This is a genomic window from Mycobacterium sp. 2-64, from assembly GCF_035918375.1.
Lineage (GTDB): Bacteria > Actinomycetota > Actinomycetes > Mycobacteriales > Mycobacteriaceae > Mycobacterium > Mycobacterium intracellulare.
This window is the reverse complement of sequence record NZ_CP142361.1, coordinates 5127167-5140568: the sequence shown is the minus strand read 5'-3', so window position 1 is coordinate 5140568 and position 13402 is coordinate 5127167. Positions and strand designations below refer to the sequence as shown.

Annotated in this window: 16 protein-coding genes; 8 read left to right on the top strand and 8 right to left on the bottom strand. The window is 68.5% G+C overall.

Annotated elements, in window-relative coordinates; genetic code table 11:
• The 6 genes from QGN31_RS24155 to QGN31_RS24130 form a co-directional block, all read right to left on the bottom strand.
• The gene (locus QGN31_RS24155; RefSeq protein WP_014383653.1) at positions 1 to 969 is read right to left on the bottom strand and encodes an NADPH:quinone oxidoreductase family protein; all 969 of its coding nucleotides are present in this window, start codon (positions 967 to 969) and stop codon (positions 1 to 3) included.
• The gene (locus tag QGN31_RS24150) at positions 969 to 1592 is read right to left on the bottom strand and encodes a TetR/AcrR family transcriptional regulator (RefSeq protein WP_014383654.1); all 624 of its coding nucleotides are present in this window, start codon (positions 1590 to 1592) and stop codon (positions 969 to 971) included. Before QGN31_RS24150 ends, QGN31_RS24155 begins: the two co-directional genes overlap by 1 nt.
• Complete coding sequence (locus QGN31_RS24145; RefSeq protein ID WP_014941145.1) at positions 1573 to 2856, bottom strand: acyl-CoA dehydrogenase family protein; 1284 nt, start codon at positions 2854 to 2856, stop codon at positions 1573 to 1575. The genes QGN31_RS24150 and QGN31_RS24145 overlap by 20 nt, the downstream gene beginning before the upstream one ends.
• A 71-nt stretch (positions 2857 to 2927) precedes the next feature.
• Entirely contained in the window at positions 2928 to 3692 is a 765-nt protein-coding gene (locus tag QGN31_RS24140) for an SDR family NAD(P)-dependent oxidoreductase (protein ID WP_014381636.1), read from the bottom strand.
• Positions 3693 to 3703: 11 nt separating this feature from the next.
• A complete protein-coding gene (locus tag QGN31_RS24135) occupies positions 3704 to 4756 on the bottom strand; it encodes a phosphotransferase family protein (protein ID WP_014941146.1) in 1053 nt (350 codons plus the stop codon).
• A 57-nt stretch (positions 4757 to 4813) separates the two neighbouring features.
• Positions 4814 to 5476, bottom strand: a complete 663-nt coding sequence (locus tag QGN31_RS24130) for a class I SAM-dependent methyltransferase (RefSeq protein ID WP_009956735.1) — start codon at positions 5474 to 5476, stop codon at positions 4814 to 4816.
• A gap of 77 nt (positions 5477 to 5553) precedes the next feature.
• Between QGN31_RS24130 and QGN31_RS24125 the strand changes: the two genes are divergently transcribed.
• Entirely contained in the window at positions 5554 to 6192 is a 639-nt protein-coding gene (locus tag QGN31_RS24125; protein ID WP_014381638.1) for a histidine phosphatase family protein, read from the top strand.
• 63 nt (positions 6193 to 6255) lie between these two features.
• Entirely contained in the window at positions 6256 to 7308 is a 1053-nt protein-coding gene (locus tag QGN31_RS24120) for a phosphotransferase family protein (protein WP_009956732.1), read from the top strand.
• On the opposite strand, the gene QGN31_RS24115 is transcribed toward QGN31_RS24120, so the two are convergent.
• Positions 7305 to 7655 carry a LapA family protein gene (locus QGN31_RS24115; protein ID WP_008263131.1) on the bottom strand — a complete coding sequence of 117 codons (351 nt, stop codon included), beginning with the start codon at positions 7653 to 7655 and terminating at the stop codon, positions 7305 to 7307. The genes QGN31_RS24120 and QGN31_RS24115 overlap by 4 nt on opposite strands.
• A gap of 99 nt (positions 7656 to 7754) precedes the next feature.
• Here QGN31_RS24115 and QGN31_RS24110 point away from each other — a divergent pair, with 99 nt between their 5' ends.
• From QGN31_RS24110 to QGN31_RS24090, 5 genes are read left to right on the top strand one after another with little or no spacing between them, the layout of a single operon-like run.
• Positions 7755 to 8702, top strand: coding sequence for an ABC transporter substrate-binding protein (locus QGN31_RS24110; protein ID WP_014383657.1), 948 nt, complete (start codon positions 7755 to 7757; stop codon positions 8700 to 8702).
• Position 8703: 1 nt separating this feature from the next.
• Complete coding sequence (locus QGN31_RS24105) at positions 8704 to 9798, top strand: ABC transporter ATP-binding protein (RefSeq protein WP_014941147.1); 1095 nt, start codon at positions 8704 to 8706, stop codon at positions 9796 to 9798.
• Positions 9798 to 10484 carry an ABC transporter permease gene (locus QGN31_RS24100; RefSeq protein WP_008263134.1) on the top strand — a complete coding sequence of 229 codons (687 nt, stop codon included), beginning with the start codon at positions 9798 to 9800 and terminating at the stop codon, positions 10482 to 10484. Before QGN31_RS24105 ends, QGN31_RS24100 begins: the two co-directional genes overlap by 1 nt.
• The gene (locus QGN31_RS24095; RefSeq protein WP_009956728.1) at positions 10481 to 11197 is read left to right on the top strand and encodes an ABC transporter permease; all 717 of its coding nucleotides are present in this window, start codon (positions 10481 to 10483) and stop codon (positions 11195 to 11197) included. Before QGN31_RS24100 ends, QGN31_RS24095 begins: the two co-directional genes overlap by 4 nt.
• On the top strand, positions 11198 to 11797 hold the full coding sequence (locus tag QGN31_RS24090; RefSeq protein WP_008263137.1) for a putative glycolipid-binding domain-containing protein: 600 nt from the start codon (positions 11198 to 11200) through the stop codon (positions 11795 to 11797).
• On the opposite strand, the gene QGN31_RS24085 is transcribed toward QGN31_RS24090, so the two are convergent.
• Positions 11760 to 12704, bottom strand: coding sequence for a prephenate dehydrogenase (locus QGN31_RS24085; RefSeq protein WP_162130203.1), 945 nt, complete (start codon positions 12702 to 12704; stop codon positions 11760 to 11762). The genes QGN31_RS24090 and QGN31_RS24085 overlap by 38 nt on opposite strands.
• Positions 12705 to 12833: 129 nt before the next feature.
• Here QGN31_RS24085 and QGN31_RS24080 point away from each other — a divergent pair, with 129 nt between their 5' ends.
• Positions 12834 to 13358, top strand: a complete 525-nt coding sequence (locus QGN31_RS24080; protein WP_026071065.1) for a tRNA adenosine deaminase-associated protein — start codon at positions 12834 to 12836, stop codon at positions 13356 to 13358.
• Positions 13359 to 13402 lie beyond the last annotated feature (44 nt).

The following is a 13402-nucleotide window of genomic DNA, read 5'->3' as shown; positions in this document are numbered from 1 at the left end:
TCACCCGACGTCGATCACCACCTTGCCCAGCACCTTGCGGTCGGCGACGTGCCGCAGCGCGGCGGCGGTCTCGGACAGCGGGAATCGCGCGCCGATGTAGGGCCGGACCGTGCCGGCGGCGAACATCCGCGACAGCTCCTTGATGTCGCGGACGGCATTGTCGGGGTAATCGCTCATGAAGGTGCGGATCTCCATGCCCCGCACGCAGATGTCTTTGAGCAGAATGAGATTGAGCGGTATGGCCGGGATCGCGCCCGCCGCGTATCCCAGCGTGACGAAGGTGCCGCCACGCGCGAGCCCGCGCAGCGCCGGTTCCGAATACGATCCACCGACCGGGTCCAGGACGACCCGCGCGCTGTCGCCGGTGAGTTCACGGATCCGCGACTTCAGGTCCTCCCGGTCGTAGTCGACGGTCGCCTCGGCGCCGCGCTGCCGGCACAGCTCCAGCTTTTCCGGACTCGACGCCGCGGCCAGCACCCGCGCCTTCATCGCCACGGCCAGATCGACGGCGGCCAGGCCCACGCCGCCCGCGGCGCCGAGCACGACGACCCAATCTCCTTCCGCGACAGCGGCGGTCGAGCGCAGTGCGTGATAGGCGGTGCGGTAGGTCACCCCGAAGGCGGCGGCCGACGCGAAGTCGGCGTCGTCCGGAACTGGCTCGGCCTGGCTCGCATCGAGTAGCGCCAGCTCGGCGAACGCCCCGAAGGTGGTCCCGGACACGCGCTGTCCCGGACGGAACGGCGCACCCTCTCCGGCGGCGATGACTTCGCCGGCGATCTCGTTGCCGGGGATGAACGGCGGTGGGATCTTCACCTGGTACTTGCCGGCGATGAACAGCACGTCGGGGAAGTTGACCGCGGCCGCGCGCACCCGCACCAGCAGCTGGCCCGGCCCGGGGGCGGGGTCGGGCACCTCGTCGATCACCAGGTCCTCGGGCGTGCCGTAGGAACGGCAGATCACGGCGCGCATCAATTGGCCCCCAGTCCACGCAAACAGAACCGCACCACATGTGCGATGTCGTCGGGCCCCGGCTCCTCGGCCGAGCCCACGTAGCGGCGCAGGGTCGCCGCCGTGCAGCTGAACACCGCCTCAACGTCGCGTTCGACGTCGCTACTACCCAGCGCCGCAACGGGTTCGACGAGCAGCGCGCGAAGCGGCCGCATCATTTCCTGGTCGGCCGCGCGCCAACTCGTGCCGGCCGACATCTGTCCGGCCGCCGCTCGGGTCATGCTGATCAGATGCGGGTCGGCCACCTGCGCCAGCGTGCCCTCGATCCACCGCGCGACCTTGTCGCGGGGCTCGGACTCCTTGGCCATCTGATGTTCGAGGTAAGACACGACGATGGCCACCCCGCGTTCCATGACGGCCAGGATGAGATCGTCCTTGCCGGCGAAATAGCGGTAGAACGCCTTGTTCGACGAACCCGCCTCGGCGACGATGTCGCTGACCCGGGGCGGCTCGGGCGCCACGCGTTCCATGACGCGCACCGCCGCCGCCAGGATGCGTTCCACCTCCTCGGTGGCTTCCCGCTGGCGGTCGTCCAGCGCCCGCTCGACGGCCGCGGCGACCCGGTTAGAGGTCAACGAGGTCACCGTATTTGGAGCGGGCGGCTGCGCGCCGCACGTCGAGCATCTCGCTGGGCCAGTCGCCTTCTTCGGCCTCGTACCCCTTGAGCAGCATCCGCGCCAGGTTGACCTTGTGCGCCTCGGTAGGGCCGTCCGCCAGGCCGAGCGCGATGCCGCCGAGCAACACGTTGACCAGGGGCAGCTGGTCGGTGAGCCCCAGCGCGCCGTGCACCTGGATGGCGCGCAGGGCAATCGATTTGAGCACCTGGGAGGCCAGGATCTTGCAGGCGGCGATCTCCGCTCGCGCGCCGCGCTCGTCGCCCTGGTCGATCAGCCAGGCGGCGTGCAACACCGTCAGCCGGAACGGGATCAACTCGGTGTAGGAATCGGCGACGAACTCCTGCACGAGTTGCTTGTCGGCCAGCAGACTGCCTTGCGTGAAGCGGCTTTTCGCCCGCCGCGACATGATCTCGACAGCACGCTGGGCCATCCCGATGGACCGCATCGCGTGATGCAGCCTCCCGCCGGCCAGCCGGGTCTGCAGGATCAGGACGCCCTGACCGGGCTCGCCCAGCAGGGCGTCGGCGGGCACGCGCACGTCGTTGTAGTGCACCAGGGAATGCCCGGGCTCGTGCGGATCCGCGCCGACCAGGTGGTGGTTGGCTTCCAGGACCAGTCCCTCGGTGCCGGCCGGGATCAGGAACGTCGATGCGCCGGTGTGCACCGGCACGTCGGGATCGGTGATCGCGACGACGATGAAGAAGGAGGCGACGGAGGCGTTGGAGGAGAAGTACTTCCGGCCGGTGATCACCCAGTCGTCACCGTCTCGGACCGCGCGGGTGGTGAAGACCCGCGGGTCGGCACCGCCTTGCGGCTCGGTCATCGAGAAGCAGGAGAAGATCTCACCCGACAGCAGCCCCGACAGGTAGCGGTCCTTCTGCTCCTGGGTTCCGAAGCGGGCGATGATTTCGGCGTTGCCGGTGTCGGGGGCCTGCGTTCCGAACACGATCGGGGCCCACGGGCTGCGGCCTAGGATCTCGTTGATCAACGTCAGCTTGACCGCGCCGAAGCCCTGCCCGCCGAGCTCGGGCCCCAGATGCGGCGCCCACAGACCCTTGTCGCGGACCTGCTGCTTGAGCGGGTCGACGATCTTGCGCCGCTCGTCGTTCAGCGGCAGGAATTCGCAGCCGGGGAACAACACCTCCAGCGGCTCCACTTCCTCGCGCACGAACTCGCGGATCCACTCCAGCTTCTTTTCGAATTCCGGTTCGGTGGAAAAGTCCCAAGACATCGAATGCTCCTACTCGTTCATTGGTGGCGACCCACTGCGCCCGGCCTCGCCGCGCTTGTGATCGCCACGTGTTAAGGAATGCCGCCGTCGGCGCGCAATATCGATCCGGTGGTGAAGCTCGAGGCGTCCGAGGCGAGAAACACCGCGGCACCGACGATTTCGCGCGGATCGCCGGCGCGCTCCAACGCGAGATGCCTGAAGGGCTTCTCCGTCGCCTGGTCGAGATTCCACGCCTTGCTCACGTCGGTGAGAAACGGCCCGGCCATCAGCGTGTTGACCCGCACCGCCGGGCCGAAACCCTTCGCCAGCGCCTCGGTCATGGCGTTGAGCCCGGCCTTGGACGCGGCGTAGGGAATGATGTCCGGCGTCGGACGCAGCGATCCGGCCGTGCTCACGTTGATGATCGACCCCCGGCCTGCCGCCACCATGCGCTCACCGACCAACGCGGACAAGCGGAATGGGCCCTTGAGATTCAGGTTGACCACGGCGTCGAACAGCTTCTCGGTCACGTCGGTGAGCTTGTCGTACAGCGGCGACATGCCCGCGTTGTTGATCAGCGTGTCGACCTTGCCGAACCGCTCGTAGGTCGCGTCGACCAACCCGTCGAGCTGGTCCCAGCGGCCCACGTGCACCTGATACGGCATCGCGGAACGGCCGGTCTCGGCCTCGATCTCCTTGGCCGTGGCGACACAGTTGTCGATGTTGCGGCTGGCGATCACCACGTCCGCGCCGCAGCGGGCCGCGCCGAACGCCATCTCACGTCCCAGCCCGCGGCTGCCACCGGTGATAAGGACGACCCGGCCGGTCAGATCGAAAAGCTGGTCGGCATAACCCATCTCAGCATCCCCTAGGTAGTCAGCGATCGGGCGAGGTCGGCCGCGGTGGCGATGAGCGAAAGGATCATCGGCCCGAACGCGTCGGTGATCTTGGGGTCGACCCCTCCTTTTTGGGGCCCGGTGCGCACGCCGGCCGCATACGTCTTCTCTAGCACGATGCCGAGCTTCCAGTTGGCCAGCACCAGGTAGTAGTCGATGTTCTCGGTCGACAACCCGCTGACGGTTTCGTAGCGCTCCAACAGCTCGCTGCGCGAGGGCATGCCGCGCATGTCGAGATAAAACCCGTCCTCGCGCGGCTTTTCACCGTCATAACCCAGCAGGCACCACGCCAGGTCGAGCAGCGGGTCGCCCACGGTCGTCATCTCCCAGTCCACGATCGCCGCCAGGCGGGCCGGCGAACCGTGGGCGAACATCACGTTGGCGAACTGGTAGTCGCCGTGCATGATGCCCGCGCGGTAATGCGCCGGGCGGTTGCGGCGCAACCAGTCCGAGGCCTCGTCGAGGCCCGGCAGCTCGCGCACCTTGTAAGCGTCGAGGAACGCCAGCCAGCGATCGACCTGCCGCTCGTGGAATCCGTCGGGGCGGCCGAAGCCCTCGAGCCCCTGCGCGCGCCAGTCCACCCGGCCCAACCTGGCGGCGCCCTCGACGAGTTGGAACGCCAGGCCGCGACGGGCGGCGAGATCGGTGTCGAACGGCGGGGCCCAGCCGCCGTCCATCGGGCTCCACCCCTCGATCGCCTGCATGACGTAGAAGGGCATGCCGAGCACGCTGCCGGTGTCGTCGGCGGCGATCAGCGCCGCGTGCGGCACATCGGTACCGGACAGCGCCCGCACCAGCCGGATCTCGCGCAGCAGGCCGTCGATGCGCGCGGCGTCGGCCCGGGCGCCGGGCATCCGCAACACCATCCGCTGCCCGCCCCGCTCCACCAGATAGAGGGTGTTCTGCGAGCCGCCCTTCAGCTGGGTCAGAAGCGGCCGTTCGCCACCACCGGGTGCGTCTTTCGCGTCCAGCCAGCGGGCGAGGACGTCCGCATCCAGCCCCGATTCAGTCACGCGCTCGGCCATCGCTGCACACCCCAATCTCCGTAGGGAGAATAGCATTCTCCGCGGTGGCGGCAAGGCTCAGCCGGGTTTGTGAGCGCTCAGCAGGAAGCCGGGCGCCATGAAGTGGCCCTCGTCGTCGTGTTCGAGATGTGCCAGCGAGCCGTCCGAAGACTCGTCCTTGCCGTAGACCTTGGCCACGCGAATGTCATCGACCCGCCACAGCGTCGAGACGGCGTCGTGCAATTCGGTTTCGGTGAAGCCCGGCGGGCCCGGCCGGTCCGGGTGGGCCTGGTCCAACGCCCCCGCGGCGAAGGCCAGGATGTACAACGCCGCCCCGGGCGCCGCGGCCCGAAAGATGGACTGCACGTAATCCTGGCGCCGTTCCGGCGCCAGCGCGTGGAAAAGGCCGCTGTCCAGGATGGTGGAGAAGCGGCCGTCATAGCCACGAAAGGTGGTGACGTCGGCCTGTGCGAAGCTCGCGGTGCTCAGACCCTGCTCGGCGGCCGCGGCGGCCGCCGCCTGGACCGCGGTCGCGCTCGCGTCGAGGCCGACGACGGTGTAGCCGCGCGCCGCGAGCGCCAGCGAAAGTGCGGCATGGCCGCAGCCGGAGTCCAGCACCTCGCTGCGGACAAGGCCCTGATCGATGAGGCGCGCCAGCTCCGGTTGGGGCCGGCCGATGCTCCACGGGGGCGGCGCCGCCTGCCGGTAGGCGGCGTCCCAATCCCGATCCGGTTGCGTCATAAAGAATCCTCCTGGGGATCGGCGGCACGGACGCGATGAGAAACTGGCGCTGCCACCTTCGAACGACAGGAAGAAATATGCAAGTGCTTCTGGTCCGGCACGCCCTGCCGCTGCGCAGCGAACACGGCCAAGGTTCCGATCCGGACCTGTCGGCGGAGGGGTTGGCCCAAATCGAGCGACTGCCCAAGGCGCTCGCCAGGTTCCCCATCTCGCGGGTGGTGAGCAGCCCGCAGCGCCGGGCCATCCAGACCGCCGAACCGGTCGCGGCGGATCGGGGGCTGACCGTCGAGATCGACGACCGCTTCGCCGAGTATGACCGCGACCTTCCCGTGTACATCCCCGTCGAGCAGATCCGCGCGGAGATGCCCGAGGAGTGGGCGCGCCTGGCCCAGGGGCATTTGCCCAGCGCGGTCGACGAGGATGCGTTTCGTGCCCGGGTGCGCGCCGCGGTCGACGGCCTCGTCGCGAGCGCCGAACCCGAAGACACCGTCGCGGTGTTCAGCCACGGCGGGGTGATCAACGTGCTGCTGCACGAGATCCTCGGGACGGCGCGACTGCTGTCCTTTCCCGTCGACTACGCGTCGGTCACGCGACTGTTGTTCTCCCGGTCCGGTCAGGCGACCGTCGCCGCGGTCAACACCACCGAGCACGTCTGGGATCTGTTGCCGCGAAACCAGCGGCTGCTCGACGATGACGCGAACCGCGGGACGGCCTGACCGGGACGCCGGCAAATCGCAGGTGGTGAACCGGGTCGTGGCCCGCGATGGTAGACAAGTTCGGTGACTTCAGCTGACCAACTCGAGGGGCTTGACCTGGCCTCGCTGGACTCCTACCTGCGTTCACTCGGGATCGGGCGCGACGGGGAGTTACGGGCGGAGTTCATTTCCGGTGGCCGCTCCAACCTGACGTTCCGCGTCTACGACGACGCGACCAGCTGGCTGGTGCGCCGACCGCCGCTGCACGGGTTGACGCCGTCGGCCCACGACATGGCCCGCGAGTACCGGGTAGTCGCTGCGCTGCAGGACACGCCTGTTCCGGTGGCGCGCACGATCGGGCTGTGCGAAGACGATTCGGTGCTGGGCGCCCCGTTCCAGATCGTCGAATTCGTTGCCGGCCAGGTGGTGCGCCGCCGCGCCCAACTCGAGTCGTTCAGCCACACCGTCATCGGCGGCTGCGTGGACTCGCTGATCCGGGTGCTCGTCGACCTCCACAATGTCGATCCCAACGCCGTCGGCCTTGCCGACTTCGGCAAGCCCAGCGGGTATCTGGAGCGACAGGTGCGGCGGTGGGGCTCGCAATGGGATCTGGTGCGGCTGCCCGAGGACCGTCGCGACTCCGATGTGCAGCGGCTGCATTCCGGTCTGGGCGAGGCGATTCCGCAGCAGAGCCGCACGTCGATCGTGCACGGCGACTACCGGATCGACAACACGATCCTGGATGCCGACGACCCGACAAAGGTTCGGGCCGTGGTGGACTGGGAGCTCTCGACACTGGGGGATCCGCTGTCCGACGCGGCCCTGATGTGCGTGTACCGCGACCCCGCGCTGGACCTGATCGTCAATGCGCAGGCCGCGTGGACCTCACCGCTGCTGCCGACGGCCGACGAGCTGGCCGACCGCTATTCGCTGGTGGCCGGTTTACCGCTGGCGCACTGGGAGTTCTACATGGCGCTGGCGTATTTCAAACTCGCGATCATCGCCGCCGGCATCGACTTCCGGCGCCGGATGTCGGATCAGGCTCGTGGCGCGGGCGACGCCGCCGAGCACACGCCCGAGGTGGTGGCGCCGCTGATCTCCCGCGGCCTGGCCGAACTGGCCAAGCTGCCCGGCTAGCGCGGTGGGGCCGTGTGGTGCTTTTTCGCCACGCGGCGCAGCTGCAAGATCCGAGCGGTGCCGACCGCCACCGTGATCAGACCGCCGACGACGGCGGCCAGCAAGATCGCCACACCCAGGGGCAGGGTCCAGTGCCAGCCCAAGAACCGAAAGTCCGTCGGCGCCGTGTTCTGGGTGATGAAAATCAGCAACAGAATCAGGATCACGAAGCCGGCGAACAGCGACGACCACAGCGCACCGGCGCGAGTGAACCCGATAGCGGGTTCCTTGGTGGATGCGCCGGTCTTGTCCCCGTGGGTGGGCTTGGGGGACGGCTGTCCGGGCGACGCAGGGTTGGGGCTGCTCATAATGTCATCTTTGCCCGATCCGGGCCAGAATGAAACCGATTCGGGCAACCGATCCTCGCAGGCCAGCGTGCGCCCGGTTGGGGCGTTAGGGTCGGCGGTATGACGCTAGCGCCGCGCCCGCACGGCGTGATCGTGCGCGCGGCAGCGCTGCTGACGGCGATGTGCGTTGTAGCGGCCTGCAGCAATTCCGACCCGCTGGGGGCGCAGGTCAAAAGCCCCTCGTCCATCGTTGTCGGTTCCGGGGACTTTCCGGAATCACAGATCATCGCCGAGATCTACGCACAAGCCCTGCAAGCCAACGGGTTTGACATCGGAAGGCGGATGGGGATCGGCAGCCGGGAGACGTATATCCCTGCGCTCAAGGACCATTCCATCGATCTGGTGCCCGAATACATCGGAAATCTGCTGCTGTATTTCGCCCCGGACTCGGAGGCGACCACTCTCGATGTCGTCGAGCTGGAGCTCCGCCGCCGCCTCCCGGGCGATTTGTCGATCCTGACGCCCGCGCCCGCGACCGACACCGACACCGTCACCGTGACCAGTCAAACGGCGAACGCGTGGAACCTGAAGACCATCGCCGACTTGGCCGCGCATTCGGCCGAGGTGCGATTCGGGGCGCCGTCGGCGTTCGCGACCAGGCCGGCCGGGCTGCCCGGCCTGCGACAGAAATACGGGCTCGACATCCGGCCGGGCAACTTCGTCGCCATCGACGACGGCGGCGGCGCGGTCACCGTGCGCGCCTTGCTCGACGGAAGGGTGAACGCCGCCAACGTTTTCACCACCTCACCGGCCATACCGCAGGGCCACCTGGTGGTGCTCGACGACCCGGAGCACAATTTTGTGGCGGGAAACATTGTGCCGCTGGTCAATTCGCAAAAGAACTCCGGCCTGCTCAAAGATGTACTGGACGCGGTGTCGGCGAAGCTGACGACCTCCGGGGTTGCCGGGCTCAACGCTGCGGTGTCGGGAAACTCGGGTATCGATCCCGACGAGGCGGCCCGAAACTGGATACGGGACAACGGCTTCAACCACCCGATCGGCGGATGACGTGATCACCTTCGATGAGGTCAGCAAGGTCTTCGGCGACGGGACCACCGCGGTGGACTGCCTCAACCTGGAGGTGCCCAGTGGAAAGCTGACCGTGTTCGTCGGGTCCTCCGGCAGCGGCAAGACGACGGCCCTGCGCATGATCAACCGGATGATCGAACCGACGTCGGGCACCATCGCGATCGACGGCGTCGACGTCGCCACCCGAGACCCGGTGAAACTGCGGCTCGGGATCGGCTACGTCATCCAGCACGCGGGCCTGATGCCCCACCAGCGGGTGATCGACAACGTGGCAACGGTTCCGGTGTTGCGGGGGCAGTCCCGCCGCGCCGCCCGCAAAGCCGGCTACGAGGTGCTCGAGCGGGTCGGGCTGGACGTCAAGCTCGCCCGCCGCTATCCCGCGCAGCTCTCGGGTGGTGAACAGCAACGGGTGGGCGTGGCGCGTGCCCTGGCCGCCGACCCGCCGATCCTGCTGATGGACGAGCCGTTCTCCGCGGTCGACCCGGTGGTACGTCACGAGCTGCAGAACGAAATACTGCGCCTGCAAAGCGATCTGCACAAGACGATCGTTTTCGTCACGCACGACATCGACGAGGCGCTGCGGCTCGGCGAACGGGTGGCGGTGTTCAAGGGCGGATCGTTACAGCAGTACGACGAGCCGGCTCGGCTGCTGTCGCGACCCGCGAACGACTTCGTGTCGAGGTTCATCGGTCTGGGCCGCGGCTATCGCTGGCTGCAACGCCTCGACGCGGCCGGACTGCCGCTGCACGACGTCGCGCGGATCACGCCCGAGACGCTTTCCGGGGCAGGGCTTTCCGACGGCTGGGCGGTGGTGGTCGACGGCGGGGGAGCGCCGCTGGGCTGGATCGACGCCGAAGGCGCGCGGCGGCACCGCGACGGCGCACCGTTGTCGGACTGCATGAGCGGGGCGGGATCGCTGTTTCGGCCGCGGGGCAATCTGAGCCAGGCGCTCGACGCCGCGTTGTCGTCGCCGTCGGGGGTCGGCATCGCCGTCGACGACGGCGGCAAGGTGATCGGCGGGGTGCTGGCCGCCGACGTGCTGGCCGCGGTGGAATCCCAACGGGGGAACCGGTAATGCACTATCTGCTCACCCATCTCGACGACGCGTGGTGGCTGACGATCGTGCACCTGCGGCTGTCGTTGGTGCCGGTGGTGATCGGGTTGGCGATCGCGCTGCCGCTGGGCCTGGCCGTGCAGCGCACGCGGATCGCCCGCACGCTCACGACCGCGGCCGCCAGCGTCGTGTTCACCATCCCGTCGCTGGCGCTGTTCGTGGTGTTGCCGATGATCATCGGAACGCGCATCCTCGACGAGGCGAACGTGATCGTCGCGCTGACCGCCTACACCGCCGCGCTGCTGGTGCGCGCGGTGCTCGAGGCGCTGGACGCGGTCCCCGCCCAGACCCGCGACGCCGCCGTCGCGGTCGGCTACCCGCCCATCACGCGGATCGTGAAAGTCGACCTCCCGCTTGCGGTTCCGGTCCTCATCGCCGGCCTGAGGGTAGTGGTGGTGACCAACATCGCGATGGTCTCGGTCGGCTCGGTCATCGGGATCGGCGGGCTGGGCAGCTGGTTCACGCAGGGGTATCAAACCGACAAGAGCGATCAGATCCTGGCGGGCATCATCGCGCTGTTCGCGCTGGCGGTCGTCATCGATGTGCTCATCGTGTGCGCCGGCCGGCTGGCCACACCCTGGGTCCGCGCCGTAGATACCGCCGGCCGCCGCTCGGTCGTCGCGCCCGTCGTGGGTGGCGCGCGATGAACTTCGTCGATCGGGCTATCTCGTATGTGTTGACCGTCGACAACTGGACCGGGCCGGTCGGACTCGCGGCCCGCATCCTCGAGCACCTCGAATACACCGCCATCGCGGTGGGCGCCTCGGCGCTGATCGCCGTTCCCGTCGGGCTCGTCATCGGGCACACCGGCCGCGGCACCCTGTTCGTGGTGGGCGCCGTCAACGGGCTGCGCTCCCTGCCGACGCTGGGCGTGCTGCTGTTCGGGACGCTGCTGTTCGGGTTGGGCCTGGGACCGTCGCTGGTGGCCCTGATGCTGCTGGGTGTGCCCGCGCTGCTGGCCGGCACGTACGCGGGGATCGCCAATGTCGACCCGACGGTCGTCGACGCCGCCCGGGCGATGGGCATGACCGAGGCCCAGGTGCTGCTGCGCGTCGAGGTGCCCAATGCGCTGCCGTTGATGCTCGGTGGGCTGCGCAACGCGACGCTGCAGGTGGTCGCCACCGCAACGGTGGCCGCCTATGCCAGCCTCGGCGGTTTGGGGCGATACCTGATCGATGGGATCAAGGAACGCGAGTTTCACCTGGCCCTGGTCGGGGCGCTGATGGTGGCCGCATTGGCGCTGGTGCTCGACGGACTGCTGGCGTTGCTGGTGTGGGCATCGGTGCCGGGCACCGGCCGCCTGCGACGCACTTACCGGACACTTCCGCAGCGGTTCGCGGGGACGTCTTACGGTAGATGAGTGAACGCAGCCCCCTCCGACCCGTCTCGCCGCGTTTGGCAGGCGATGCTCACCTGGCGCGCACAGGACGTCTCCCGGATGGAATCGGTACGACTCCAGGTGTCCGGCAAGAGAATCAAGGCCAACGGCCGCATCGTCGCGGCCGCCACCGAGGCCAACCCGGCGTTCGGCGCCTACTACGACCTGTTGACCGATGAAACCGGCGCCACCAAGCGGCTCGGGATGACCGTCACCCTGGCCGAGCGCGAACGCGTCTTCTCCTTCGCACGCGACGAAGAGAACATGTGGTTGGTCACCGACCATCAGGGCGAGCACCGCGCGGCCTACAACGGCGCCCTGGACGTCGACGTGGAGTTCAGCCCCTTCTTCAACGCGTTGCCGATCCGGCGGCTCGGCCTGCACGAGCAGGCGGCGTCGGTCACGCTGCCCGTCGTCTACGTCAACGTGCCCGAGATGTCCATCATCGCGGACACGGTGAGCTACAGCAGCGCGGGCAGTCGCGGCGAGATCAAGGTGCACACGCCGATCGCCGACACCACGGTGAGCGTCGACGACGAAGGATTCATCGTCGACTATCCAGGCTTGGCAGAGCGGATCTGATCACCGCGCCCGCGCGGCCCGCGGCGGCCAGTTCCTGGCGCCAGTTCTCCGCGCCCACGACGACGTGGAAGATGTCGCTGCGCGGGAAGCTGTCGTAACGCGTTCGCGCGGCGTGGCCGGCTTCGATGAGGTCGGCGACCGAGTTGTGGTGGGCCAGCGAATCGCGGGCGCGACTCAGCAGTTCGATGACGCGGTCGACCGCGGGCACCAGTTGGTCGCAGTTGCCCTCGCACATCGCCCGCACCAGATCCGGGGCGCTGGCCGCCACCCGGGTCCCGTCGCGGAATGACCCGGCGGCCAGCGCGAACGCCAACGGGACGTCCCCGGCGACGACCGCCAGCGCCTCGGCGAGCAGGTGGGGCAGATGCGAGATGGCGGCCGCGGCGGCGTCGTGTTCGTCGGATCTGGCGGGCACCACCACCGCGCCGCAGTCCAGCGCCAACGTCATCACCATCGACCAGACCGTCGGGTCGACATGGTCGTCGACGCTGACCACCCACGGCGCCCCGGCGAACAACCCGGCGTAGCCGGCGGTCCAACCCGAATGCGCGGTGCCCGCCATGGGGTGGCCCCCGACGAAGCGTTCCTGCAGACCCGCCGCGACGACCTCGTCGAGCACCGCCTTTTTGACGCTGGTGACGTCGGTCAACGGGCACGCCGGGGCCGTGTCCTTGATGTGCGCGAGCATGCCCGCCATCGCCGGCATCGGTACGGCGAGCACGATCAACGCGCCGGAGCCGGCGGCGCGGGTCAGGGTCTCGGTGAGCTCCGTGGAGGCGTCAAAGCCGTCGGCGGCCGCGGCCTGCGCGCCCTCCACGGAGCGGTTGTAGCCGAAGACTTCACGGCCCGCCGCCGTGGCGGCCCGCATGATCGAGCCACCGATCAGCCCCAGCCCGAGCACACACACCGGTGTCTTAGAAGGAGGGCTTGCCACATTCCAAGGTTGGCACATCCGTTCGGATAGGTCGCTGTCAGATGTCGCCGCTACCAGGCTCCATCTGGTCAGGGGCCTGGTCAGGGACTACCGTAAGCGGCCATGGGAGCACAACAACGGGCCTCCGCCCAGGGCCTGTCCGCAGATGTGCCGGACGGCTTCGGCGTCGCGGTCGTGCGTGAAGAGGGACAGTGGCGCTGTGCTCCAATGGCCCGCAAGTCGCTGACGAGCCTGGCGGCCGCCGAGACGGAGCTGCGTGAACTGCGCAGCGCCGGGGCTGTCTTCGGCCTGCTCGACGTCGATGACGAATTCTTCGTCATCGTGCGGCCCGCGCCGTCGGGGACGCGGCTGCTGCTCTCGGACGCCACCGCAGCGTTGGACTACGACATCGCCGCGGAAGTGCTCGACAAGCTCGACGCCGACATCGATCCCGACGACCTCGAGGATTCCGATCCCTTCGAAGAAGGCGACCTGGGGCTGCTGTCCGATATCGGGCTGCCCGAGGCGGTCTTGGGGGTCATCCTCGACGAGACCGACCTGTATGCCGACGAGCAGCTGGGCCGCATCGCCCGCGAGATGGGCTTCGCCGATCAGCTGTCGGCGGTGATCGACCGCCTCGGTCGGTGATCGCAAGCGCGGCGGAGCCGGGCGCAGCGGGTCGCCACCACTGA

What these genes read in the sequence shown, in the direction of transcription:
- QGN31_RS24145 (WP_014941145.1), bottom strand. Translation starts at nt 2,856, where the DNA reads ATGTCTTGGGACTTTTCCACCGAACCGGAATTCGAAAAGAAGCTGGAG.
- QGN31_RS24140 (WP_014381636.1), bottom strand. Translation starts at nt 3,692, where the DNA reads ATGGGTTATGCCGACCAGCTTTTCGATCTGACCGGCCGGGTCGTCCTT.
- QGN31_RS24115 (WP_008263131.1), bottom strand. Translation starts at nt 7,655, where the DNA reads ATGAGCAGCCCCAACCCTGCGTCGCCCGGACAGCCGTCCCCCAAGCCC.
- QGN31_RS24155 (WP_014383653.1), bottom strand. Translation starts at nt 969, where the DNA reads ATGCGCGCCGTGATCTGCCGTTCCTACGGCACGCCCGAGGACCTGGTG.
- QGN31_RS24110 (WP_014383657.1), top strand. Translation starts at nt 7,755, where the DNA reads ATGACGCTAGCGCCGCGCCCGCACGGCGTGATCGTGCGCGCGGCAGCG.
- QGN31_RS24125 (WP_014381638.1), top strand. Translation starts at nt 5,554, where the DNA reads ATGCAAGTGCTTCTGGTCCGGCACGCCCTGCCGCTGCGCAGCGAACAC.
- QGN31_RS24100 (WP_008263134.1), top strand. Translation starts at nt 9,798, where the DNA reads ATGCACTATCTGCTCACCCATCTCGACGACGCGTGGTGGCTGACGATC.
- QGN31_RS24080 (WP_026071065.1), top strand. Translation starts at nt 12,834, where the DNA reads ATGGGAGCACAACAACGGGCCTCCGCCCAGGGCCTGTCCGCAGATGTG.
- QGN31_RS24130 (WP_009956735.1), bottom strand. Translation starts at nt 5,476, where the DNA reads ATGACGCAACCGGATCGGGATTGGGACGCCGCCTACCGGCAGGCGGCG.
- QGN31_RS24135 (WP_014941146.1), bottom strand. Translation starts at nt 4,756, where the DNA reads ATGGCCGAGCGCGTGACTGAATCGGGGCTGGATGCGGACGTCCTCGCC.
- QGN31_RS24095 (WP_009956728.1), top strand. Translation starts at nt 10,481, where the DNA reads ATGAACTTCGTCGATCGGGCTATCTCGTATGTGTTGACCGTCGACAAC.